Genomic DNA, 20,019 nt, shown 5'->3' with positions numbered 1-20,019 from the left:
CACTTTTAAGTATGGAGAAAAGTAATAGAGAGAAAGAATAGCAGGTGTATAGATGCCTGATACAAATTCATTCATTTAAATGGAGTTGTATAAGTCTATTTTATTGAAATCAAAACATTCATTGCGTTTAACAGTTGAAATAAAGAAATATCTATATCATTAAAGTATAAAAATTGAAAGGCTGCTGATATTTTTAAAGGATTTACTCGTTTTTAAAGAGAATATAGAGAAGAGAAATACAGCTGTTAATCGTTGAATTAAAGCCGTTTTGACTGGTAACATCAACATCATCTGTTAAAAGAAATACGTCATGAAAAATGAAATAAAATTTTTTTAATATAGCCTTTACAAATGAGTGAAACCTGTATATAATAATCTTTGTCGGATCGAGAGATTCCTACATAGTGGAGGATTAGCTCAGCTGGGAGAGCATCTGCCTTACAAGCAGAGGGTCGGCGGTTCGAGCCCGTCATCCTCCACCATATTTATTCTTACATAATGTTAGGATAGATAAAGCCGGTGTAGCTCAACTGGTAGAGCAACTGACTTGTAATCAGTAGGTTGGGGGTTCAAGTCCTCTTGCCGGCACCACTTTCATATGGTAAGATAGACAAGTCGCTTTAAAAGCGAGCCATTAGCTCAGTTGGTAGAGCATCTGACTTTTAATCAGAGGGTCGAAGGTTCGAGTCCTTCATGGCTCACCATTTTCATGCGGGTGTGGCGGAATTGGCAGACGCGCTAGACTTAGGATCTAGTGTCTTTATGACGTGGGGGTTCAAGTCCCTTCACCCGCATTGCCAAACAACATAAAGAAATCCTGTAATGCGGAAGTAGTTCAGTGGTAGAACACCACCTTGCCAAGGTGGGGGTCGCGGGTTCGAATCCCGTCTTCCGCTTATACCATCCACGCCGGGGTGGTGGAATTGGCAGACACACAGGACTTAAAATCCTGCGGTAGGTGACTACCGTGCCGGTTCAAGTCCGGCCCTCGGCATTATAAAATAAGCGCCCGTAGCTCAATTGGATAGAGCGTTTGACTACGGATCAAAAGGTTAGGGGTTCGACTCCTCTCGGGCGCGCCATTAAGATCGGGAAGTAGCTCAGCTTGGTAGAGCACTTGGTTTGGGACCAAGGGGTCGCAGGTTCGAATCCTGTCTTCCCGACCATCTTTTATGGGGCCTTAGCTCAGCTGGGAGAGCGCCTGCCTTGCACGCAGGAGGTCAGCGGTTCGATCCCGCTAGGCTCCACTTTTCAAAAGATTATTTTATATCATGGCGGTGTAGCTCAGCTGGCTAGAGCGTACGGTTCATACCCGTGAGGTCGGGGGTTCGATCCCCTCCGCCGCTATAAAGGACCTTTAGCTCAGTTGGTTAGAGCAGACGGCTCATAACCGTCCGGTCGTAGGTTCGAGTCCTACAAGGTCCACCATCTATACGGAGGAATACCCAAGTCCGGCTGAAGGGATCGGTCTTGAAAACCGACAGGGGTGTCAAAGCCCGCGGGGGTTCGAATCCCTCTTCCTCCGCCATATTTTTAAAAAATGATATCATCGCGGGGTGGAGCAGTTCGGTAGCTCGTCGGGCTCATAACCCGAAGGTCGCAGGTTCAAATCCTGCCCCCGCAACCAAATTTTTTCTCTAATGGTCCGGTAGTTCAGTTGGTTAGAATGCCTGCCTGTCACGCAGGAGGTCGCGGGTTCGAGTCCCGTCCGGACCGCCATTTTCAAATGAATACATGGCTCGGTAGCTCAGTTGGTAGAGCAACGGACTGAAAATCCGTGTGTCGGCGGTTCGATTCCGTCCCGAGCCACTTTTACAAATAAATATCAGTATGGCGGTTGTGGCGAAGTGGTTAACGCACCAGATTGTGGCTCTGGCACTCGTGGGTTCGATTCCCATCAATCGCCCCATACATATTTTTGCGGGTGTAGTTTAGTGGTAAAACCTCAGCCTTCCAAGCTGATGTCGTGGGTTCGATTCCCATCACCCGCTCCATTTGCATATCGTTCATGGGCCTGTAGCTCAGCTGGTTAGAGCGCACGCCTGATAAGCGTGAGGTCGGTGGTTCGAGTCCACTCAGGCCCACCATGACTTTCCGCAGTAGCTCAGTGGTAGAGCTATCGGCTGTTAACCGATCGGTCGTAGGTTCGAATCCTACCTGCGGAGCCAAATGGAGAAGTACTCAAGTGGCTGAAGAGGCGCCCCTGCTAAGGGTGTAGGTCGCGCAAGCGGCGCGAGGGTTCAAATCCCTCCTTCTCCGCCATTTTTCTGGCCCGTTGGTCAAGCGGTTAAGACACCGCCCTTTCACGGCGGTAACACGGGTTCGAATCCCGTACGGGTCATTTTTTAAAGAGGTCTAATAAAGACCTCTTTTTTATTTTCCACAAAACGAAAAACCGCCATCATAGCGGTCTTTTTTACATATTCATGGAATAGATCGTATAAGACAAGTATGTCGCAAAGAATCCCCATAAAACATAAGGAATCAATAAAATTGGGACAACTTTGCTTAGTTTACGTGAGACGATGACAAGTGCGAGTGCTGTCAGTGCTACAAGCAGGCAGTCGATCGTAGCTGCAAATAAATCTTTTTGTGTAAATTGAAAAAAGCTAAAGGCTTGATTGAATACATAATTTAAAAGAAACAGAATCCAAAATGGTAATGTGATTTTTTGAAAACCATACTTTGCATAAATGATGGCGGCAGATAACGAAATGAGGGCGAATAAGACAGCCCAGACCGCACCGATGACACCACCACTAGGTGTCCATTCAGGTTTATTTAGTGCGTCATACCATTCTCTGTCGATAGGGAACAGGAACCCTGCAATAGAAAATAATGCGTATGTAATAAAGAAGACGATAACCGCCCAAATGATACTTTTTTTAGCCATCCAGAAATCTCCTCCCAATCAATTCACTCTTCAACTTATTTCCCAATTATTACATGATATAAACATCAAGCCCCCAATATGTGGGGACTAATCATTTTTTTTAGTATAAGGTTCTTCTTCATACGGCTTCAAGTCACCAAACACTGTCATGACGCCTTCTTCATCTAATGCTTCTTCATAAGCTTCGTGTGCTTTATTTGGATAGACCTTGCTTGCTTTTCCTTCAATATCAGCAGCTGCAAACCCTTCATAGTCTTCCACATAATCTTCATCTTCTGATTGTGTATACACATCATCGTATGTCAATGGAGGAAATTCCATATCGGATGGGGTATCAGAGTTCCCATAGCGTTCTACGTCTTGGTAGGCATCTTCTCCGTCATATGCAGCACTATCTTCATTTTCAAATTGCCCTGAGGGCGGACTTAATAAGTCCTCTTCAATGGGACGGTTTTGTGAAACGGTCTGTTCTTTTGAATGCTCTGTGCATGTGACGGCGGTGGGAAGGGCTTCTAAGCGTTCTTTAGGAATAGGGGCTTTACACACTTTACACAAACCATAAGAGCCGTCTGCCATTGCTTGGAGTGCTTCATTGATATCGGAAAGATGCTCATGTTCCAAACTGTTTAAGGCAATGTCTTTTCCGCGTTCGAAAAGTTCTGTCCCTTGGTCGCCAGGGTGGTTATCATAGGCTGACAGTTCGCCCACTGAATCATAAGGAAATGATACTTTCTGTTCATCGTCATGGCTTTTGGCTTCAATTTCTTGTTTTTCATCGAGAAGTCGCTGCTTCAACTGATGTAATTCGTTTTTAGACAACAAAGCGATCACCCTTTCATATCAAACATATTGTTAGTATGAGCAAATTTTTATGTAAGACTTGTGCCAATTTGAAGCAATTCTTCAATAAAAAACGCCTGCGGCTGCAGGCGTTTCGTGTTATGCGAGATAATATTGTAAGATCAATGCGATCGTTAACAGGAAACCAAAAAACGTATTGGTTTGTGCTGTCGACTTCATGGCATTCATTAATTCAATTGGTTTTTCTTTTTGCTTAAATTCTTTAATGGCTGTATAAGCTTTTGGCACACTGAGTAAGACAAGAAGACTCCAAAGACCCACGATATCCATAAAGATATAAACAAAAATGAGTACATATGAGATCACAAACATGGAAAGTAGGATGTTGACTGCCGCTTTACGTCCAGCTAGGATAGCAAGTGTCTTTCGTCCATTCTCTTTATCACCGTCTAAATCACGGATATTGTTCGACAGTAAGATGGCACCAACTAAAATAGAGATAGGTAATGAAATGAGCACAGCTTTTGATGTCAATGTTCCTGTTTGGATATAGAAACTAATTAAAATGATGCCTAGTCCCATAAAAGCACCTGATACAAGTTCTCCAAATGGTGTATAAGCAATTGGTACAGGGCCACCGGTATAAAAATAGCCTGCTGCCATACAAATTAGTCCTATGAGTGCAATCCACCAGCTAGACATCATGCAAATATAGATCCCAAGTAATAAAGAAAGCGCGAATAAGGCATAAGCGAGGCCTAAAACTGTTTTTGGTTTTACACCGTTTCTCACGATCGCTCCGCCGATACCGACAGATTTCTCATTGTCCAATCCGCGAACATAATCAAAGTACTCATTAAACATGTTCGTTGCAATTTGGATAAACATCGATGCAAATAGCATAGCTAAAAATAGCCCAACATGTATTTGACCACTCGGAAGTGCTAGGACAGTTCCTAAAGTAACGGGAATAAATGCCGCTGTTAATGTATGCGGTCGTAGTAAATTCCACCAAATCCGCCAGTTTTTATCAGGCTTAATTGGTGAAAGCTGATCTGATATCGATTGATGCTGCATAAAATATACTCCTTTAAATAAAAAAATACGTACACGTCCAAATTCCAGTTTAGCAAAGTTCAAAAAGGTGTCAATATATTGATGCGATGAAACAAGAAAAAGATGTTTGCTAATCGTTCCCATCTAGAGAGAAAGCTTGATCTTCGAACAGGTCTTACCATTTTTTAAGGGATGTTCTCATTTCAATATGCGGGAGCGAAAAAATCTTGAAAGCGTGATATAATAAGGATTCGAGGTTTTAAAAGCTGTTTTCTTTACTAAGTTCATCTGTTAAGGTTTATAATAGAAAAGCAGGTCATTCGACATACTCGAATGTTCATGTATTTTTTTACATGATGGTTTTATTTTTATATGTTATTTCATGGATTTTGGAGGAATGTATCATGGTGACAACAGTGCAAAGTACTTTCCGGCAGGAAGCGCTTGCGACATTAGAAGAAGCGAATAACGTCAACCATGCTGTTTTGATAAGCTACTCCAGAAGAGTTGACGATCTGGATCCTCTTGCCTTTTTCCAAAGCGGCGAAGCGGATTTTTTAGGCGAGCGGTTTTTTTGGTCTGATCCAGAAAGCCAAATGATATTTTCTGGACTTGGCAGAGCGGCCGTGATTAAATCATCAGAGCAAGGCAAAGAACGATTCAATATCGTCCATCAAGAATGGGAGCAGCTGAAACAGCATATGTTCCATTTTCATGATGAGAAGGAGTTAAAGCAAGCGGCAGTTGGTCCGCTTTTATTTGGAGGATTTTCATTTGATCCATACGAAGAAAAGGCGCGTCACTGGGAAGCATTTGGCGAGGCTCATTTTTTTGTGCCATCGATGATGCTGACTGTTTCAAAAGAAGGCACGTTTCTAACGATCAATGAATGGAACGAGGTGGACGGGAATGTTCATCAGCTCATTCAAGAGTTAGAACAGAAAGCTTCTAATTTTGATGCATTGCCTGTCAGAAATCATGGACAAGCTGAGCTTGTTCATATGGAAGAGTTAGATGTTCAGGAATGGATGAAAGCAATCCATGAAGCGACAGAACACATTCGTGTGAACGAATATGAAAAGGTTGTTTTAGCAAGAGAAGTCTTGCTTCACTATAAAAATCAAATAGAACTCGCTCCACTATTAGCAGAATTACTAAAACATCAAACAACGAGTTATGTATTTGCTATAGAGCAGGGAAGACAAGCATTTGTCGGGGCGACGCCTGAACGTTTAGTGAAAAAAAGCGGTGGTGAAGTGTTTTCATCGTGTTTGGCAGGTTCCATTGTACGTGGTCAAGATGAAGTAGAAGATCAGGCACTAGGTGAGGAACTGCTTCATGATGAGAAAAATTTGATTGAACATCAAATTGTCGTGAATATGATTGAGCAGGCATTTGAAGCAAACTGCCATTATGTGCATAAGCCAAATCAACCAAGTCTTTATAAAACGAAAAACATTCAGCATTTATTTACACCCATTGTGGGAGAAATTAAAAGCAGCTGTTCACTCTTTTCATTAATTGAACAGCTTCATCCAACACCAGCGCTTGGAGGATATCCTAAGGAAAAAGCGGTAGAGGTGATTCGTGAAATCGAACCGTTGAAACGCGGTTGGTATGCGGCGCCAGTGGGATGGATTGATTCTAAGGACAATGGAGAATTTGCTGTCGCCATTCGATCAGGTCTTATTGAGGAAGACCAAGTTCGTTTGTTTGCTGGATGTGGAATTGTAGAGGATTCCCTTGCAAAACAAGAGTATGAAGAAACGCAAGTGAAATTAAGACCAATGCTGTCTGCTCTTGGAGGTCGTCCTATTGAATAATCAAATCATGACAAGATATATTGGCAGATTAATGGATGAATTTGTGCAAAGTGGTGTGAATGAGGCAGTTGTTTGTCCTGGCTCCCGTTCAACACCGCTTGCGATGCTCGCTCTTGCTCATCAAGAAATCAATGTCCATGTGTTAGTGGATGAACGGTCTGCTGCTTTTTATGCACTGGGTCTTGCGAAAGCGAGCCAAACACCAGTGCTACTCATTTGTACATCAGGTACGGCAGCAGCTAACTTTTACCCAGCTGTTGTCGAGGCACATTATTCTCGGGTACCATTGATTGTTTTAACTGCTGATCGGCCGCACGAATTGAGGGAGGTTGGGGCACCTCAAGCGATTGATCAGCAATTCTTATTCGGTAAGTTTGTTAAATGGTTCACAGACTTAGCCTTGCCAGAAGAAAGCCAAACGATGCTGCGGTATGTCCAAACTACTGCTGCTAGGGCAAGTCATGTGTCTATGCAGGGGCCAAAGGGACCAGTTCAGGTGAATGTGCCGCTGAGAGAACCATTGCTACCTGACTTGTCTATTGATCCTTTTGATAGAGAAGAAGGAGCTGCGAATAAAGTTTTAGCAGCAGGTCAAGCTCGTCCGGATGATCGGGTTATGTCAGAATTAGTGTCTATCATGAACAAAGCGGCAAAAGGAATCATTGTTGCTGGTGAACTTCACTCGCCGGAAGAGCAGGCGTCAGTGTTACGTCTTGCAAAAGCTTTGCATCTGCCAATTTTAGCTGACCCGCTTTCTCTTTTGCGAAATGGACATGAAAGTGAAGAATACATCATAGATGCATACGATTCTTTGTTAAAAGATGAGGCATTGCAGCAGCATCTCTTGCCTGAAATGGTCATTCGTTTTGGACCGATGCCTGTGTCTAAGCCTTTATTTAAGTGGCTAGAAAAGCATGCGGAAGTGAAGCAGATTGTCGTCGATGCTGCGGGTGGTTATCGAGATCCTGGTTTAAGCGCATCATACATGATTGAAAGTCATGCAGCCTCTTTTGTAGAAGAAGTCTTGATGAGAGCGGAAAAGCGTCAGGATACATCTTATTTACGACGCTGGCAGAGTGTCAATTCTTCTTTTAGAATGCATGTAAATCAATACAATGATGAGGACCTGACATTTGAGGGAAATGTGTATCGTCAGCTGCAGCACCTTTTGCCAAAAGAGAGTGTGCTCTTTATCGGAAATAGTATGCCTATTCGAGATGTCGATACCTTTTTTGAAACGCAGTCAAAACCGTTTCGGATGATGGCGAATCGCGGAACAAATGGTATTGATGGTGTTGTGTCCACAGCTCTTGGAACATATGCAGCCTTGAAACAACCCATCACTTTAGTCATCGGCGATTTATCTTTTTACCATGATATGAACGGTCTTCTTGCAGCTAAGCTAATGGACATTCCGCTCACGGTTGTATTGTTAAACAATGATGGTGGAGGAATCTTTTCTTTCCTTCCGCAGGCATCCGATGAACCGTATTATGAAAAGCTCTTTGGTACGCCGACTGGGTTGAATTTTGAGTATGCATCAAAGCTATATGGGGGAACCTATTCGAAGCCAACAACGAAAGAAGAGTTAAAAGATGTGTACTTGGCGCATATCCAAGAACCAGGGCTTCATTTAATTGAGATTGAAACTGACCGGCATTCTCGCGTGGGCAAACATCGCCAAATGATGGACGAGATATTGAGGGAAGTGAAAAAAGAATGCCTTCACTCATAATACGAATGCACGATGGAGTGGCGTATGAGGTGATAGACCATAATCCATCTGCTGAAAATGCCACGTTATGTTTACATGGCTTTACAGGGAGTGCAGCTTCTTGGGCTTTTTTGAATACTTATACAGAAAAACATGCGAGATTGATTCAGGTCAGCTTGCTTGGACATGGCCGCACAGACTCACCAAAGAGTATAAGAAGATATGCAATGTCCCAGCAGCTGGCAGATCTTGCTGAGATTTTAGATCAATTAAAGCTTCACAAAGTGAACATTCTCGGATATTCTATGGGAGGGCGTATTGCTTTATCATTTGCCTCCCGTTATCCAGAACGTGTAAACAAACTGATTCTTGAGAGTACATCTCCAGGGCTGAACTCTTTTAAAGAGCGGATGGAGAGGCTGAATCATGATCATCAGCTAGCTCAAAAGATCAGACATGAAGGATTAGCGCAGTTTGTGGATTTTTGGGAGAACATTCCGCTGTTTGCTTCGCAGAAATCCTTGCCAGCGGACAGGCTAACGCAACTGAGAGAGGGAAGGCTAAAAGCCGATCCTAACGGGCTGGCTCGCAGCTTAGAAGGTATAGGAACCGGTTCACAGCCGTCTATGTGGCAAGCATTAAAGCAGATAAAACAGCCTGTTTTACTCATTTGCGGAACACTTGATAAAAAGTTTTGTCACATCGCCAAACGTATGCAGCAGGCGCTTGAATACAGTCAATTCACAGTAGCAGAGCATGCCGGGCATACAGTTCATGTGGAACAACCACATTTTTTTGGTAAAATAGTAAGTGAGTTTATTTTATCGCAAGATTAGAGGAGGAAATATTGATGGCTATTGAATGGCAAACTGAGCGTCAGTATGACGAAATTTTATATGAAACATATAATGGGATTGCAAAAATCACCATTAACCGTCCGCACGTACATAATGCCTTTACACCAAAGACCGTAAGTGAATTAATTGATGCATTCTCACGTGCTCGTGACAATTCAGAAGTTGGTGTCATTGTCCTTGCAGGTGCTGGAGGTAAAGCATTCTGTTCTGGTGGAGACCAAAAAGTACGCGGTCATGGCGGCTATGTAGGAGACGATCAAATTCCGCGTCTAAACGTCCTAGACTTACAGCGTTTAATTCGTGTCATTCCAAAACCAGTTATTGCGATGGTTGCGGGCTATGCGATTGGCGGCGGACATGTGCTTCATGTCGTGTGTGACCTCACGATTGCAGCAGACAATGCGATTTTTGGACAAACAGGACCAAAAGTGGGCAGCTTTGATGCTGGTTATGGGTCTGGCTATCTTGCACGTATTGTGGGTCATAAGAAAGCAAGAGAGATCTGGTACTTATGCCGTCAATACAATGCACAAGAAGCGCTTGATATGGGACTTGTCAACACAGTTGTACCATTAGAGCAGCTGGAAGAAGAAACAGTGAAGTGGTGTGAGGACATGCTAGAAAAGAGCCCGACTGCTTTACGATTCTTGAAAGCTGCATTTAATGCGGACACAGATGGATTAGCTGGTATTCAGCAATTTGCAGGAGATGCGACCCTTCTTTATTACACAACAGATGAAGCAAAAGAAGGACGCGATTCCTTTAAGGAAAAACGGAAGCCAGACTTCGGTCAGTTCCCTCGTTTCCCTTGATTCAATGATATGGATGAAAACAGCTTAGTGCATCAGACTGAGCTGTTTTCTTTTATGAAAAGGAGGTGTCATGATGAAGCAACCCAATTGGCTGCTGCATCGTGCGTATTTAACGCCAGACCGGGTCGCACTCATTTATCAAGACAAAGAGTGGACATTTCGTGATTTAGCGAATGATGTAGACCAACTTGCGAATCGACTGACACGTGTCTCTTTTAAAAAAGGGGATACGGTTGCGATTTTAATGAACAACCATCCTCATATGGTCATGCTTGTTCACGCTTGTTTTTTATTAGGCTTCAAGATTGTGTTATTGAACAATAAGTTAACAAAAGCAGAGAGACGTTTTCAGCTGGAAGATGCGAAAGTCATGGCTTTATTAACAGAGCCTGCATATGCAAATGAGCATCATGGTGATTTACCTGTTTATACAATAGAGACTTTACCTGATGCAGATCATGATATGGAAAAGAAGGTCGTACATGATATTGATTTAAATGAGACGGCGACGATTATGTATACATCTGGAACGACAGGACGCCCTAAAGGGGTGGAGCAAACGTTTGGTAATCATTTTCATAGTGCTGTTTCCTCGGCATTGAATTTAGGGATCAGGGAGGACGACCGCTGGCTCATTGCCTTGCCTCTTTTTCATATAAGCGGTTTATCCGCTATATTTAAATCTGTCATATACGGTATGACTGTCGTGCTTCATCAAAAGTTTGATGTCGATGAAGTCAAGAATGCTATTGAACAGCATCGAGTGACGATGTTGTCAGTTGTTCAAACCATGCTGTCCCGTTTATTAAGTGGACTTGAAGAATGTCCGTCTTCTTTGCGCTGCCTGCTGTTAGGCGGAGGCCCTGCGCCTTATGCGATGCTTCAAGAGAGTAAGGAGAAAGGATTTCCTGTGTTTCAATCGTACGGTATGACGGAGACCTGCTCGCAAATTGTGACACTTGCGCCAGAATTTAGTGTGGAAAAGCTTGGATCAGCGGGAAAACCCCTTTTTGGGTGTGAATTAAAGATTCAAGATGAGGACCGTCCGTGTCGTCCTTTTGAGCATGGTGAAATCATGGTAAAAGGTGCAAATGTCATGAAAGGCTACCTTTATCGTCAAGAGGCAACAGCTGCTGCATTTGATCAGGGCTGGCTGAAAACGGGTGATATTGGCTATGTAGATGAGGACGGATTCTTATTTGTGCTTGATCGGCGGTCAGACTTAATTATTTCTGGCGGAGAAAATGTTTATCCAGCAGAAATTGAAGCAGTTCTTTTAACACATCCAAATGTAAAGGAAGCCGGAGTGACGGGTATATATGATAAAAAATGGGGAGAGGTACCTGCTGCCTTCCTTGTGACAGATGAGCAGATTCCGGAGAATGAGCTCTATGCTTTGTGTCAGTCGCAATTAGCCAAGTATAAATGGCCCGCCGCTTTTCACTTTGTGGATGAGCTGCCAAGGAATGCGTCGAATAAATTGCAGAGGCACAGACTCAAATCAAAGGGGTTTTTAGATGATTCAAATTGAACGTGTGATCTTATATCATGTCACGATGAAACTCAAACAGCCATTTACAACGAGCCTTGGGACCATTTCAGAGCGTGAGTTTATTATTGTCGAGGTCAAAGATCAAACAGGATTAACTGGATGGGGAGAGGTATCTGCCTTCTCTTCTCCGTGGTATACAGAAGAAACCATCGAGACCTGCTATCACATGCTCAGGGCTTTCTTTATCCCGAACGTGCTGACCCGATCTTTTACACATCCTTCGGACATACCAGACAGCTTGTACCATTTTAAAGGCAATAGAATGGCCAAAGCGGGAATTGAGGCAGCTGTGTGGGATATTTATGCAAAGCGAGAAAATAAGTCCTTACGTGACGTCTTAGGCGGTACTAGAGATAGAATTCCATCTGGTGTCGTTGCGGGGTTAGGACCAATAGATGATATGATTCAGCAAATCGAGCAATTTGTTGATCAAGGCTATCAGCGTGTGAAAGTGAAGATTAAGCCGGGACAAGATATTGGACTTCTACAAAAGATAAGGGAGTCTTTCCCTCACCTTCCGTTAATGGCGGATGCAAACTCTGCTTATGAATTAAAAGATATTAGCAAACTGAAGCAGCTCGACGATATTCGTTTATTAATGATTGAACAGCCTTTAGCCGCAGATGACATTGTCGATCATCGGCATTTGCAAAAGCATTTAAAAACACCAATCTGTTTGGATGAAAGTATTTGTTCTTTAGATGATGCGAGAAAAGCTGTAGAACTTGGAAGCTGTCAAATTATTAATGTGAAGCCTTCACGAGTTGGAGGGCTGACTGAAGCTCTTAAGATTCATGCGTTCTGCAAGGAGCAGCAGATTCCGTTATGGTGCGGTGGAATGATTGAAACAGGCATTTCTCGCGCGCAAAACGTGGCACTTGCATCACTTCCGCAATTTACGATTCCTGGGGATATTTCAGCATCGTCGAAATATTGGGAACAGGATATCATTTTTCCTGAAATTAAAGTTGAAAATGGATTTATTGAAGTACCGCGTTCTCCAGGTATGGGTGTAGAAGTTGATTATCAAGCGCTTCGTTCTTTCTCAGATAAAATTGATGTGTTTACAAAACATGATTTTGTGAAATGAAAACGAATGAATCGCCATTTGCACCATCAATAGAACCACTGTATAGTTGAGGAAAGTTTTTCCTTCCTGTCTGAACAAAAAGAAAGAGCGGTCATCCGCTCTTTCTTACTCTTCTACAAGCCCGCTGTCGTAAGCAAGCTGGCCAATATACTGATGCATGTCATTGGGCATGTCGGAAACATGTCCGTATTCATAATCCCAAAGATTTAAAAAGGAGTGAGCTGCTTGATAAAATGCAGCCTCGTCCGCGTCCTGAATTTCTTCAAGAAACGTTTGAGTAAGCCGATCGTTTTTCAAAGCGAAGCGCCTCCTTTAATGAGACTTAAAGGTCTTGAGGTTTAAACGTTTTACAGTCAGTTTCTTCACTTTTCTCAGCCGTATTTCCTGTATGGCTGACGACATAAATTGCATCTGCACCACAACGATTTCCAGCATTCCAGTAGGAACAGTTGTTTACTTCACAAAGGATTTTTTGACTCATACAGATGACCTCCTTTTGAGTATGTCTTTCATCTATAATGTAACCGAAGTAAGGGGCGTTCATTCATGTTAATCTTCCTGACGAATATAACGCTTATCTTTCATAAACAATTTCCAGAAGAAGTAGAACCCAGGGAATAGGATGATAAACCCTACAATATACGTAATAAATAATGCCCTAAATGTGACGGGATCTGTAAACCCAGACATGATGGTAATATCAGGATAGGCCATATAGGGCAAATGCGCATGTCCATACACATAGCTTGCTAAGAAATATTGAATTGTAATGGCGATAACCGCTAAACGTGGTCTCCCTTTCCGATGTTTAAAGCGGCTGTTTGGTAAAAATAGAGCCAAACCTGCAAGCAAAAACATGAGTAGAGAAACAAGCAGGATCGGGATGTTCTGCATCATTTTTGTGAACAGCCAATTGGCCTCACTTCTCAGTGTGAGCATGATAAAGAAAGCCATCATGAGAGAAAGTGGACCTGTAATCAGTGCTCCTTTTCTATAAATGTTATAAGCCTCATCTTCGTTTGCAACATTAGAAAAATCAGCTAAAAGCAAAGATGAGAGGAAAAGGGTACTGAAAATCGCAAAACCTACGAAAGAATAGACATTTGCGCTTGTAAAGACCAATCCTAAATCTAATGAGTAGACATTATTCTCCTGAAAGATGAATCCACCATGTGTAATGGGGAGAACCATGATGAGGATGGACGGAATAATAAAGCCGCTAATTCCTGAAATATATGTCACGGCTTTTCTATATTTTTTAGGCAGTGAATGAGAGAAGACGAGAAATCCGCTTCGCAGTGCAAGAAGCAACAAAATAATGCTGCCAGGTATTAATAGAACAGTGCCTAGCACAAATGTTGCACCTGGAAACAGGCTAAACAAGGCAACGACGATGGCCACAATGAAGACGTTTGTTACTTCCCAAGTTGGAGAAAGATACTTATTTGCGATATTTGCGGCCTTTGTCTGCTCTTTGTTCATGTAAATCATTGACCAAAATCCTGCACCGAAATCCATTGATGCCATCACTGCATAGATAAACACGAATCCCCATAAGATGGTGATTGCAATGAGTGCATCAGTTGTTACATCCATTTGCATCAAGATCGCTCCCTTTTTAAGATTCTGTTAACCGTAAGTCTTCTTCAATTGAATGTTTTCTAAAGTAGTACGTCAGTACAATCACAGTTGCGATGCCTAAAATGAGATAGACAATGGCAAAAAGGATGAAAAGTGTACCGATAGACCCTGATGATGTGACGACTTCAGAGGTTTTGAGCATTCGATAAATCACCCATGGCTGACGGCCTGTACAGGCAAAGATCCACCCAAATTCAATCGCCAAAAGACTAAGAGGTCCGCCAAATAAATAAAGGACAAGCAGCCATTTTGGATAATGATCGCGTTTTAAAATTTTTCGGTAAAACAGTGCTAACACAGCAAAGAAAATGAGCAATGAGCCGATAATGACCATTCCGTTAAATAATGTGTGAATAAATAAAGGCGGCCACTCGTCCCTAGGAAAATCATTTAACCCTTTAACCACAGTATCAAAGCTATTTCCTGCAAGAAAACTAAGTGCCCAAGGGATTTCGATAGCTCCTTTGATTTCTTGCGTATTGGCATCAGTAAAACCGCCAATGGCTAGAGGCGCATGTGATTGCGTTTCAAATAATCCTTCAGCACCCGCTAATTTTTCAGGCTGATATTCATATAGAAGCTGAGCTGATTCGTGACCGTTTAAGGCTGTGAGAAAAGAGAAAAGTCCACCAACAATCAGTCCAAGAAAAAGGGCTTTTCGATGAAAGGTATAGAGCTTTTCGTTTTTTCTTGTTTTCAACATTTTAAATGCAGCGACAGAAGCAATGACAAAAGCGCCTGTTGTAAAAGCAGACAGTACTACGTGAGTAGCAGTTACAACAAAACTAGGATTGAAAAATGCCTTCCAAGGTTCGATATTCGTTATTTCTCCATTGACCATTTGAAAGCCAGCGGGTGTTCCTTCAAAAGCATGTACGTTTGTAATGAGAATCGCTGAAGCTGCTGCACCAATGACAACGAAAATAACGGTAATGATGCGCATGGCTGGTGATAATCGATCTGCTGCGTACACATAAATAGACATAAATAATGCTTCAATAAAGAAAGCATAAATTTCTATTTGAAATGGCAGTGACATGACTTTTCCGATGACCTCCATAAAACCAGGCCATAGAAGGGCAAGCTGCGTACCAGCAATGGTACCGGTTGGAATGGCAACACCTAACAGAACAGCCTGCGCTTTTGTCCATCGTTTGGCCATGATGGCATAATGCGGGTCCTTCGTTTTTTGAAAAATGAGTTCAGCTAACAAAATCATTAGCGGGATGCCTACGCCAAGCGAGGCATAAATAATATGGAAGCCCATTGTTGTGCCGAACAGACTTCTAGCTAAAACGAGATCAGTCAATTTTTTCTCCGCCTTTCTTATCGCATCTCTTTTGATGGTGTTTATTATTCTCCACCATTTTTAGATTATTCTTCCTGACTAAGAAAGCTTGTTTTTTGACAAGTTGTAAAAGGGGGAGTAGAATATAACTATAAAACGTAACCATTACGTTTTAATGATGAAGGGAGTTTTGACATTGAAAAGAGATATTCATCCAACCTCACATGAAGTTGTATTTATGGACGTAAACAGCGGTTATCGCTTCTTAAGTAGATCAACAAAGACATCACATGAGACCGTAGAGTGGGAAGATGGGAAGACTTATCCTGTCATTAAAGTAGAGACAAGCTCTGATACGCATCCATTTTATACAGGACGCCAAAAATTCGGAGAAAAAGGCGGCAGAGCGGAGCAGTTTAAGAAAAAATATCAAATGTAAACAAAGAAACACACCTGATCATGGTGTGTTTTTTGTGCAGTAAAAAACCCCGGCTGATCGCACGGGGTTCATGAATTCATTCAACATTTAAAGCTGTTTTTAATGTGTTTAAATTTTGTTTCATTAAGCTGACATAGCTTTCGCCATTTTTAGCATCATCTTCTGTAATGGATTCTAGATTTTTCAGTGTAAGGCTTTTTGCCCCAATTTCACTGCGAATCGTATCTGATACTTTACTGCTGACGTTATTTTCAAAAATGACATACTTGATGTGATGCTTTTCTGCCTGTTGTACGATATTTTCAAGCTGTTTTTGGGAAGGCTCTTCAGAAGCAGAGAGTCCTAGTACACTGATTTGCTCAATGCCATAGCGTTTTTCCCAGTAGCCGTATGCAGCGTGAGAAACGAGAATTTCTTTATGTTTTGCTTTAGATAACGTTGTTTTGAATTCCTGATCTAACGATTGTAATTCTTTTTTTAGTGATTCATAGTTTTTTGTGTATTCGTCTTTATGATCTGGATCTAGTGAAACGAGTGTGTCTTTAATGTTTTTTGCCATTTGCTGTGCATAAACAGGGTCTAGCCATGCATGGGGATCTTTATCTCCGTGGTCGTGTCCATCATGGTCATGATCTTCACCTTCATGATCGTGATCATGGTCCTCCCCTTCTTCATGAGCATGTTCTTCTTGTGTTGATAATAGCTTGATGCCTTCGGCTGCTTTCACTGTTTTCACGCCTTGGTCTTTTAACGTAGAAGCCGTTTTATCAGCAAATGCTTCAGCACCTGTTCCGCTGTAAATAAAGGCATCTCCTTCAGCCATTTCAACCATCGTTTTTGAACTTGGTTCAAAGCTGTGTGCATCTGCATTGGCAGGGTACACACTTTGAGCGTTCACGTGAGAGCCGCCAATTTTTTCAGTGAAATCTTGAATAGGGAAGATCGTCGTGTAAATGGTTAATTTCCCATCTGCTTTTCCTTTTGAAGCATTTGTCCCCGCACTGCTTGAGCAAGCGGCAAGACCGACCGCTAATAAAGCAGCTGTTAAAATAAAAAAGATTTTTTTCATCTAAGAATGTCTCCTCTCAACCTATTAGATAGAAATGATTACGATTTAATGTCCTGAGTTATTGTATCGTAATAATTACGATTTGAAAAGAGGAAAATAAAAAATTTTCATCAGAAGATGTTTCCTCTAAAAAAATAGACGTCAAAACGTGACGAAATTTAAAACATTGTGCTATATTTATTTTTAAAAAAAGAAAAAGGAATGGACAAACTTATGAAACTTTTAGACGAAATCATCGAATATAACCAACAATTTATTGAAGAGAAGCGATATGAAGAGTTTACAACAACGAAGTTTCCACAGAAAAAAGCTGTCATTCTATCATGTATGGATACAAGACTTGTTGAACTGCTTCCACGCGCCATGAACATGAAAAATGGCGATATTAAAATTGTCAAAAGTGCTGGCGCTCTTGTTTCTCACCCATTTGGAAGTATTATGCGAAGCATTTTAGTGGCTGTTTATGAATTGAATGCTGACGAGGTGTACGTCATTGGGCATCACGATTGTGGTATGAGTAAAATAGACAGCGAAACACTCTTAAATAAAGCCATTGAGCGTGGTATTCCAGAAAAACGGATTGAAGTACTGGAATACTCAGGAATCGATTTTCAACAGTGGCTCAAAAGCTTTAGCTCAGTTGAAGAAAGTGTGAAAGACAGTGTATCTGTCGTTAAAAATCATCCGCTTCTTCCATCTGATGTGCCTGTACATGGTCTTGTCATTGATCCTGGAACAGGTAAGCTTGACTTAGTTGTCAATGGTTATGAAGAAAAGTAAGTTATTTTTCCTTTTTAGGCGGGACCGGATCCATGCCTCCAGGATGCAGCGGGTGACATTTTAAAATTCGTTTAATCGTGAGCCAGCCGCCTTTTAAAGCGCCATGCGTTTTGATCGCCTCTAGCCCGTAGTTTGAGCAAGTGGGGTAAAACCTGCAGCTCGGTGGTGTTAGAGGGGAAATGCATTTTTGATAAAAGCGAATGATGCCGATAAAAATTTGTTTCATAGAGGTTCCTCCTTGTCTGTCTTTTCACAGTATAAGAAAAAAGGACAAGGAAGGGAAGTTTTATAAACTAAACTGGTCGGAACAATATGTTATAATATAGGAAATTGCAATTATAGGAGTGGTGATTAATGCCTTCAGTCGAAAGCTTTGAACTTGACCATAATGCTGTAAAAGCACCTTACGTTCGTCATTGCGGCGTTCATAAAGTGGGATCAGATGGGGAAGTGAACAAATTTGATATCCGTTTTTGTCAGCCAAACAAGCAGGCAATGAAACCTGATACGATTCATACATTAGAGCATTTACTTGCGTTTAATATTAGAACACACTCAGAGAAATACGATCATTTTGATATCATTGATATTTCTCCAATGGGCTGCCAGACTGGCTACTATTTAGTTGTCAGCGGTGCACCGACACCAAGAGAGATCGTTGAACTGCTTGATGCAACATTCAAAGATGCAGTGGAAGTAACAGAAATTCCTGCTGCAAATGAAGAGCAGTGCGGTCAAGCGAAGCTTCATGATCTTGAAGGAGCAAAACGTTTAATGCGTTTCTGGCTGTCTCAGGATCAAGAAGAGCTATTAAAAGTATTTGGATAATCAGTAAGATGATGAACCGGACATATTGAATGTCCGGTTTTTTATATGAAATGAAACGAGAGCTGTTAAAATAGGGGATATTTGTTAAAATGGACATGTCAGTAAAAAAAGGGGGATACACGAATGCGGAAAATGGTAGGAATCATTTTGATGCTCGCATTACTTAGTGCATGTGGAAACTCGGCAGCGAGCAATGACAAGGGAGAAGTGCCTGAGCTATTAGAAGTCAAACTAACAGGGCCGGAGCAAGTGGAGAAAAATGAAAACGTTATCGTAAAAGCAGCTGTCACATATGGTGATACGCCTGTTGATGATGCAGATGATGTTGAATTTGAAGTGTGGAAAGATGGCGACAAGGATAACAGCAAGATGATTCAGCCAAAGAAAAAGGAGAAAGGTGTATATGAATTGCATACAGCTTTCAAACAAGATGGCCTTTATATCATACAAGTCCATGTGACAGCTAAACAGCAGCATAATATGCCGAAGACAAACATCCATGTAGGTGATGTGAAAAAAGAGAGTTCATCTACTGAAGAAGAAGATACCTCACATCATTGAAAGCGGTTTTATTTTGGGTTAGGACGTTGGTTTGGTTCAGCATCCTGTGGTGAATCGACTTTATGCTTGTAATCATAAGCCTTTGATGTCGTCCACAGTGATAAAAAGACAACGATTGAGATAATGATAAAGCTGATAATCCCAAGTAACAGCATCTAACTCCCTCCTTATTTCCATATTAACATATATTTCATGCAGTCAAAATAGAAGAAAATGATGGCAGGTTTCAGTATAATAAAAAAAGGGTAATCCTATACTAAACGCAACTACATAAGGAGGAATCAACATGTCTGAAAAATTATTAAACGTCGTCAATAAACAAGTAGCAGATTGGACTGTGCTTTACGTAAAATTACATAACTATCACTGGTATGTAAAGGGAAAAGATTTCTTTACACTCCATGAAAAATTCGAAGAATTATATACAGAAACAGCCACTTATATCGATGATTTGGCTGAGCGTATGCTCGCATTAAATGGACAACCTGTTGCGACAATGAAAGAGTGCTTAGAAATTTCTAGCATTCAAGAAGCGGAAGGCAATGAATCAGCCGAGCAAATGGTGAAAAATCTGTATGATGATTTCTCTAATATTGCAGAAGAACTTAAGCGAGGCATGGAGCTGGCTGCAGAAGTTGGCGATGAAACAACAGGCGATATGCTGCTTGCGATTCATCAATCCATTGAAAAACACAACTGGATGCTAAAAGCATACTTAGGATAAGCGAATGTGAAAGGAATGTCGATCATCAAACAGATCGGCATTCTTTTTTGTGGATTTGTGACAGACAGCCCATTGAATTGATGGGGCTTTC

At 41.7% G+C, this 20,019-nt stretch carries 21 protein-coding genes and 21 tRNA genes; 32 read left to right on the top strand and 10 right to left on the bottom strand.

Annotation, left to right across the window (positions count from 1 at the left end; genetic code table 11):
• Positions 1-406: 406 nt before the first annotated feature.
• From MKY11_RS14425 to MKY11_RS14325, 21 genes are all read left to right on the top strand, one after another.
• Positions 407-482 (top strand) — tRNA-Val (locus tag MKY11_RS14425).
• Between the two features lie 33 nt (positions 483-515).
• Positions 516-591, top strand: a tRNA-Thr gene (locus MKY11_RS14420).
• A 37-nt stretch (positions 592-628) separates the two neighbouring features.
• Positions 629-704, top strand: a tRNA-Lys gene (locus MKY11_RS14415).
• A 7-nt stretch (positions 705-711) separates the two neighbouring features.
• Positions 712-794: transfer RNA gene (locus tag MKY11_RS14410), tRNA-Leu, on the top strand.
• Between the two features lie 30 nt (positions 795-824).
• Positions 825-896: transfer RNA gene (locus tag MKY11_RS14405), tRNA-Gly, on the top strand.
• Positions 897-908: 12 nt separating this feature from the next.
• Positions 909-994, top strand: a tRNA-Leu gene (locus MKY11_RS14400).
• 11 nt (positions 995-1,005) lie between these two features.
• Positions 1,006-1,082: transfer RNA gene (locus MKY11_RS14395), tRNA-Arg, on the top strand.
• 7 nt (positions 1,083-1,089) lie between these two features.
• Positions 1,090-1,166: transfer RNA gene (locus tag MKY11_RS14390), tRNA-Pro, on the top strand.
• Positions 1,167-1,174: 8 nt separating this feature from the next.
• Positions 1,175-1,247, top strand: a tRNA-Ala gene (locus tag MKY11_RS14385).
• A 26-nt stretch (positions 1,248-1,273) separates the two neighbouring features.
• Positions 1,274-1,347, top strand: a tRNA-Met gene (locus MKY11_RS14380).
• A 4-nt stretch (positions 1,348-1,351) separates the two neighbouring features.
• A tRNA-Ile gene (locus MKY11_RS14375) sits at positions 1,352-1,428 on the top strand.
• A 7-nt stretch (positions 1,429-1,435) separates the two neighbouring features.
• Positions 1,436-1,528 (top strand) — tRNA-Ser (locus MKY11_RS14370).
• A 22-nt stretch (positions 1,529-1,550) separates the two neighbouring features.
• Positions 1,551-1,627, top strand: a tRNA-Met gene (locus MKY11_RS14365).
• 15 nt (positions 1,628-1,642) lie between these two features.
• A tRNA-Asp gene (locus MKY11_RS14360) sits at positions 1,643-1,719 on the top strand.
• 17 nt (positions 1,720-1,736) lie between these two features.
• Positions 1,737-1,809 (top strand) — tRNA-Phe (locus MKY11_RS14355).
• Positions 1,810-1,833: 24 nt separating this feature from the next.
• A tRNA-His gene (locus MKY11_RS14350) sits at positions 1,834-1,909 on the top strand.
• Between the two features lie 11 nt (positions 1,910-1,920).
• A tRNA-Gly gene (locus MKY11_RS14345) sits at positions 1,921-1,994 on the top strand.
• 16 nt (positions 1,995-2,010) lie between these two features.
• A tRNA-Ile gene (locus MKY11_RS14340) sits at positions 2,011-2,087 on the top strand.
• Positions 2,088-2,093: 6 nt separating this feature from the next.
• Positions 2,094-2,168 (top strand) — tRNA-Asn (locus MKY11_RS14335).
• A 3-nt stretch (positions 2,169-2,171) separates the two neighbouring features.
• Positions 2,172-2,262, top strand: a tRNA-Ser gene (locus MKY11_RS14330).
• A 7-nt stretch (positions 2,263-2,269) separates the two neighbouring features.
• A tRNA-Glu gene (locus MKY11_RS14325) sits at positions 2,270-2,341 on the top strand.
• A 75-nt stretch (positions 2,342-2,416) separates the two neighbouring features.
• Here MKY11_RS14325 and MKY11_RS14320 read toward each other — a convergent pair.
• The 3 genes from MKY11_RS14320 to MKY11_RS14310 form a co-directional block, all read right to left on the bottom strand.
• Complete coding sequence (locus MKY11_RS14320; RefSeq protein WP_041506519.1) at positions 2,417-2,893, bottom strand: tryptophan-rich sensory protein; 477 nt, start codon at positions 2,891-2,893, stop codon at positions 2,417-2,419.
• Between the two features lie 87 nt (positions 2,894-2,980).
• Complete coding sequence (locus MKY11_RS14315; RefSeq protein WP_342499167.1) at positions 2,981-3,715, bottom strand: TraR/DksA C4-type zinc finger protein; 735 nt, start codon at positions 3,713-3,715, stop codon at positions 2,981-2,983.
• 117 nt (positions 3,716-3,832) lie between these two features.
• Positions 3,833-4,771: a 1,4-dihydroxy-2-naphthoate polyprenyltransferase gene (locus MKY11_RS14310; RefSeq protein ID WP_017358382.1), complete on the bottom strand. Its 939-nt coding sequence runs from the start codon at positions 4,769-4,771 to the stop codon at positions 3,833-3,835.
• A gap of 383 nt (positions 4,772-5,154) precedes the next feature.
• Between MKY11_RS14310 and MKY11_RS14305 the strand changes: the two genes are divergently transcribed.
• The 6 genes from MKY11_RS14305 (at position 5,155) to menC (ending at position 12,598) form a co-directional block, all read left to right on the top strand.
• Entirely contained in the window at positions 5,155-6,573 is a 1,419-nt protein-coding gene (locus tag MKY11_RS14305) for an isochorismate synthase MenF (RefSeq protein WP_342501508.1), read from the top strand.
• On the top strand, positions 6,566-8,308 hold the full coding sequence (gene menD, locus MKY11_RS14300; RefSeq protein WP_342501507.1) for a 2-succinyl-5-enolpyruvyl-6-hydroxy-3-cyclohexene-1-carboxylic-acid synthase: 1,743 nt from the start codon (positions 6,566-6,568) through the stop codon (positions 8,306-8,308). The genes MKY11_RS14305 and menD overlap by 8 nt, the downstream gene beginning before the upstream one ends.
• On the top strand, positions 8,293-9,123 hold the full coding sequence (gene menH, locus MKY11_RS14295; protein ID WP_342501506.1) for a 2-succinyl-6-hydroxy-2,4-cyclohexadiene-1-carboxylate synthase: 831 nt from the start codon (positions 8,293-8,295) through the stop codon (positions 9,121-9,123). Before menD ends, menH begins: the two co-directional genes overlap by 16 nt.
• 14 nt (positions 9,124-9,137) lie before the next feature.
• Positions 9,138-9,956: a 1,4-dihydroxy-2-naphthoyl-CoA synthase gene (gene menB, locus MKY11_RS14290; RefSeq protein WP_039168312.1), complete on the top strand. Its 819-nt coding sequence runs from the start codon at positions 9,138-9,140 to the stop codon at positions 9,954-9,956.
• A 70-nt stretch (positions 9,957-10,026) separates the two neighbouring features.
• The gene (locus tag MKY11_RS14285) at positions 10,027-11,487 is read left to right on the top strand and encodes an o-succinylbenzoate--CoA ligase (RefSeq protein ID WP_342501505.1); all 1,461 of its coding nucleotides are present in this window, start codon (positions 10,027-10,029) and stop codon (positions 11,485-11,487) included.
• Entirely contained in the window at positions 11,474-12,598 is a 1,125-nt protein-coding gene (gene menC, locus MKY11_RS14280) for an o-succinylbenzoate synthase (protein ID WP_008342917.1), read from the top strand. Before MKY11_RS14285 ends, menC begins: the two co-directional genes overlap by 14 nt.
• A 105-nt stretch (positions 12,599-12,703) precedes the next feature.
• Here menC and MKY11_RS14275 read toward each other — a convergent pair whose 3' ends face one another.
• The 4 genes from MKY11_RS14275 to MKY11_RS14260 all read right to left on the bottom strand — a co-directional run bounded on the left by MKY11_RS14275 (position 12,704) and on the right by MKY11_RS14260 (position 15,548).
• Entirely contained in the window at positions 12,704-12,895 is a 192-nt protein-coding gene (locus MKY11_RS14275) for a hypothetical protein (RefSeq protein WP_024720421.1), read from the bottom strand.
• 25 nt (positions 12,896-12,920) lie between these two features.
• Complete coding sequence (locus MKY11_RS14270) at positions 12,921-13,079, bottom strand: DUF1540 domain-containing protein (protein ID WP_008360682.1); 159 nt, start codon at positions 13,077-13,079, stop codon at positions 12,921-12,923.
• Positions 13,080-13,147: 68 nt separating this feature from the next.
• Positions 13,148-14,194: a cytochrome d ubiquinol oxidase subunit II gene (locus MKY11_RS14265; protein ID WP_206428041.1), complete on the bottom strand. Its 1,047-nt coding sequence runs from the start codon at positions 14,192-14,194 to the stop codon at positions 13,148-13,150.
• A 22-nt stretch (positions 14,195-14,216) separates the two neighbouring features.
• Positions 14,217-15,548 carry a cytochrome ubiquinol oxidase subunit I gene (locus MKY11_RS14260; protein ID WP_017358375.1) on the bottom strand — a complete coding sequence of 444 codons (1,332 nt, stop codon included), beginning with the start codon at positions 15,546-15,548 and terminating at the stop codon, positions 14,217-14,219.
• Between the two features lie 175 nt (positions 15,549-15,723).
• Between MKY11_RS14260 and MKY11_RS14255 the strand changes: the two genes are divergently transcribed.
• Positions 15,724-15,966: a type B 50S ribosomal protein L31 gene (locus MKY11_RS14255; RefSeq protein WP_017358374.1), complete on the top strand. Its 243-nt coding sequence runs from the start codon at positions 15,724-15,726 to the stop codon at positions 15,964-15,966.
• Between the two features lie 76 nt (positions 15,967-16,042).
• Here MKY11_RS14255 and MKY11_RS14250 read toward each other — a convergent pair whose 3' ends face one another.
• Complete coding sequence (locus tag MKY11_RS14250; RefSeq protein WP_025207846.1) at positions 16,043-17,035, bottom strand: zinc ABC transporter substrate-binding protein; 993 nt, start codon at positions 17,033-17,035, stop codon at positions 16,043-16,045.
• Positions 17,036-17,248: 213 nt separating this feature from the next.
• Between MKY11_RS14250 and MKY11_RS14245 the strand changes: the two genes are divergently transcribed.
• Positions 17,249-17,815 carry a carbonic anhydrase gene (locus MKY11_RS14245; protein ID WP_017358372.1) on the top strand — a complete coding sequence of 189 codons (567 nt, stop codon included), beginning with the start codon at positions 17,249-17,251 and terminating at the stop codon, positions 17,813-17,815.
• Position 17,816: 1 nt separating this feature from the next.
• Here the strand turns inward: MKY11_RS14245 and yidD are convergent, their stop codons facing one another.
• Complete coding sequence (gene yidD, locus MKY11_RS14240) at positions 17,817-18,041, bottom strand: membrane protein insertion efficiency factor YidD (protein WP_008342933.1); 225 nt, start codon at positions 18,039-18,041, stop codon at positions 17,817-17,819.
• 128 nt (positions 18,042-18,169) lie between these two features.
• On the opposite strand from yidD, the gene MKY11_RS14235 reads away from it, so the two are divergent.
• Together MKY11_RS14235 and MKY11_RS14230 are read left to right on the top strand one after the other, a co-directional pair.
• Positions 18,170-18,643, top strand: coding sequence for an S-ribosylhomocysteine lyase (locus MKY11_RS14235; protein ID WP_008342935.1), 474 nt, complete (start codon positions 18,170-18,172; stop codon positions 18,641-18,643).
• 123 nt (positions 18,644-18,766) lie between these two features.
• Positions 18,767-19,204 (top strand): FixH family protein, encoded by a 438-nt coding sequence (locus MKY11_RS14230; RefSeq protein ID WP_008342936.1) that lies wholly within the window; start codon positions 18,767-18,769, stop codon positions 19,202-19,204.
• 8 nt (positions 19,205-19,212) lie between these two features.
• Here the strand turns inward: MKY11_RS14230 and ytzI are convergent, their stop codons facing one another.
• On the bottom strand, positions 19,213-19,359 hold the full coding sequence (ytzI, locus tag MKY11_RS14225) for a YtzI protein (protein WP_017358370.1): 147 nt from the start codon (positions 19,357-19,359) through the stop codon (positions 19,213-19,215).
• A 131-nt stretch (positions 19,360-19,490) separates the two neighbouring features.
• Between ytzI and MKY11_RS14220 the strand changes: the two genes are divergently transcribed.
• Entirely contained in the window at positions 19,491-19,928 is a 438-nt protein-coding gene (locus tag MKY11_RS14220; RefSeq protein WP_007501934.1) for a Dps family protein, read from the top strand.
• Positions 19,929-20,019 lie beyond the last annotated feature (91 nt).

This window comes from Bacillus sp. FSL W7-1085, assembly GCF_038595035.1.
Classification (GTDB): Bacteria; Bacillota; Bacilli; order Bacillales; family Bacillaceae; genus Bacillus; species Bacillus altitudinis.
The sequence above is the reverse complement of the archived record's forward strand: the minus strand, read 5'-3'. Positions and strand labels throughout refer to the sequence as shown.

Excerpts from the sequence above, each read along its gene's own strand:
- MKY11_RS14320 (WP_041506519.1), bottom strand. The coding sequence starts at position 2,893 with ATGGCTAAAAAAAGTATCATTTGGGCGGTTATCGTCTTCTTTATTACA.
- MKY11_RS14310 (WP_017358382.1), bottom strand. The coding sequence starts at position 4,771 with ATGCAGCATCAATCGATATCAGATCAGCTTTCACCAATTAAGCCTGAT.
- MKY11_RS14305 (WP_342501508.1), top strand. The coding sequence starts at position 5,155 with ATGGTGACAACAGTGCAAAGTACTTTCCGGCAGGAAGCGCTTGCGACA.
- menH (WP_342501506.1), top strand. The coding sequence starts at position 8,293 with ATGCCTTCACTCATAATACGAATGCACGATGGAGTGGCGTATGAGGTG.
- menB (WP_039168312.1), top strand. The coding sequence starts at position 9,138 with ATGGCTATTGAATGGCAAACTGAGCGTCAGTATGACGAAATTTTATAT.
- MKY11_RS14285 (WP_342501505.1), top strand. The coding sequence starts at position 10,027 with ATGATGAAGCAACCCAATTGGCTGCTGCATCGTGCGTATTTAACGCCA.
- menC (WP_008342917.1), top strand. The coding sequence starts at position 11,474 with ATGATTCAAATTGAACGTGTGATCTTATATCATGTCACGATGAAACTC.
- MKY11_RS14270 (WP_008360682.1), bottom strand. The coding sequence starts at position 13,079 with ATGAGTCAAAAAATCCTTTGTGAAGTAAACAACTGTTCCTACTGGAAT.
- MKY11_RS14265 (WP_206428041.1), bottom strand. The coding sequence starts at position 14,194 with ATGGATGTAACAACTGATGCACTCATTGCAATCACCATCTTATGGGGA.
- MKY11_RS14250 (WP_025207846.1), bottom strand. The coding sequence starts at position 17,035 with ATGAAAAAAATCTTTTTTATTTTAACAGCTGCTTTATTAGCGGTCGGT.
- MKY11_RS14245 (WP_017358372.1), top strand. The coding sequence starts at position 17,249 with ATGAAACTTTTAGACGAAATCATCGAATATAACCAACAATTTATTGAA.
- yidD (WP_008342933.1), bottom strand. The coding sequence starts at position 18,041 with ATGAAACAAATTTTTATCGGCATCATTCGCTTTTATCAAAAATGCATT.
- MKY11_RS14235 (WP_008342935.1), top strand. The coding sequence starts at position 18,170 with ATGCCTTCAGTCGAAAGCTTTGAACTTGACCATAATGCTGTAAAAGCA.
- MKY11_RS14230 (WP_008342936.1), top strand. The coding sequence starts at position 18,767 with ATGCGGAAAATGGTAGGAATCATTTTGATGCTCGCATTACTTAGTGCA.
- ytzI (WP_017358370.1), bottom strand. The coding sequence starts at position 19,359 with ATGCTGTTACTTGGGATTATCAGCTTTATCATTATCTCAATCGTTGTC.
- MKY11_RS14220 (WP_007501934.1), top strand. The coding sequence starts at position 19,491 with ATGTCTGAAAAATTATTAAACGTCGTCAATAAACAAGTAGCAGATTGG.